Source organism: Myxococcus llanfairpwllgwyngyllgogerychwyrndrobwllllantysiliogogogochensis, from assembly GCF_006636215.1.
Lineage (GTDB): Bacteria > Myxococcota > Myxococcia > Myxococcales > Myxococcaceae > Myxococcus > Myxococcus llanfairpwllgwyngyllgogerychwyrndrobwllllantysiliogogogochensis.
In genome coordinates, this window is sequence record NZ_VIFM01000536.1 from 1 (window position 1) to 1,314 (window position 1,314).

Genomic DNA, 1,314 nt, shown 5'->3' on the forward strand with positions numbered 1-1,314 from the left:
CCCGCGCGAAGTCCCGGCCCATCATCCCGCACCTCGAGCACCAGCCTGTCCCCCCGGCGCCAGGTCCGCACCCACACGTGCCCTCGAGACGCACGCCGCGAAGTCCCATGCTTGATGGCGTTCTCGACGAGTGGCTGAAGGACGAGCGCGGGAACCCGAGCCATCAACGTCTCTGGCTCCGGCTCCAGGTGCGACTCCAGCCGTCCACCGAAGCGAAGCTGCTCGATGCCCAGGTAGCGGCGGACCAGCTCCAGCTCCTCGGACAGCGGCACCTCGTGGTCCCCACGTCCTTCCAGACTGGCCCGCAGCAAATCCCCCAGCTCCACGAGCGCCTCCACGGCCTCCGGGTTGCGCGACTGGCGAACCAACCCGACGACGGCGTTCAGCGTGTTGAAGAGGAAGTGTGGATCCAACTGCGCGCGCAGGGACTGGAGGCGGGACTCGGCCAGCCGCGCCATCAACCGGGACTCCGCCAGCTCCCGCTCCCGCGCCCGACGGACCGCGTTCAGCGCCGCCCAGGCCGCGAGAAACAGCAGGTACTCAAAATATCCCAGCGCTCCCCGCTCCAGGAGGAGCGCTCGCAGCCCCTCGCTGAACGCCACGCCCCGGGCGGCCCACTGTTCCAGCCCGGAGCGCACCAGGGCGAGCAGGAGCGCATGCACCAGGACGAAGCCACTCCCGATGGCGACAAGCGGCCCCACCTCGCGAACCCCAGGAGTCGCATCGCGCGTTACACGGCGAAAAGTGGCCAGGATGAGAGGCCCCAGGAGCGCCCAGACGCTGTAGGGAACCATCGCCAGCGCCAGCTTGAAGCCAAAGTCCCGAGGCTCGAGTGCATACGCGCTCACCGCATGAGGCAGCGCGGCGAGCAATCCCGCGCCCATGCCGAACATCCACACGCGCCGAGGGGACAGGGCACGCATCGGGGCTCGCGCGTCCGGCGCCTCCCCCTGGTTCACGGCATCCCTCGCGGCCACGGTGACGCAGCGTAGCGGAAGCGCCTGGTTTCGAGAGCCCCCCGCGAAGCGAAACACGTGCTTCGGCTATGCTGCTCGCGCTCCGTGAACAGGACCACTCCGGGCCACGAGCCCGATGAAACACGCCCGCCGTCTCCACCGTCATCCCATGTGCGCGCCGGCACTCTGTACGCATTGGACGACACACCCGACACCGCCCCTCCTCCGAGCCAGGCCGCGCGAGGGCTCCGTGTCACAGGTATCGGCACGGCCTTGCTCATCGCCCTGGGACTCGCCGTCCCCGGCGTGGCCGCGTTCCTGCTCCGTCCCAGCACCACGCCCCCCCTCACCGCCACCC

Annotated in this window: 1 protein-coding gene; it reads right to left on the reverse strand. The window is 69.9% G+C overall.

Annotated elements, in window-relative coordinates; all coding sequences use genetic code 11:
• A partial coding sequence (locus FJV41_RS49150) for a sensor histidine kinase (RefSeq protein ID WP_141649509.1) occupies nt 1-959 on the reverse strand: 959 nt, incomplete at its 3' end.
• Nucleotides 960-1,314 lie beyond the last annotated feature (355 nt).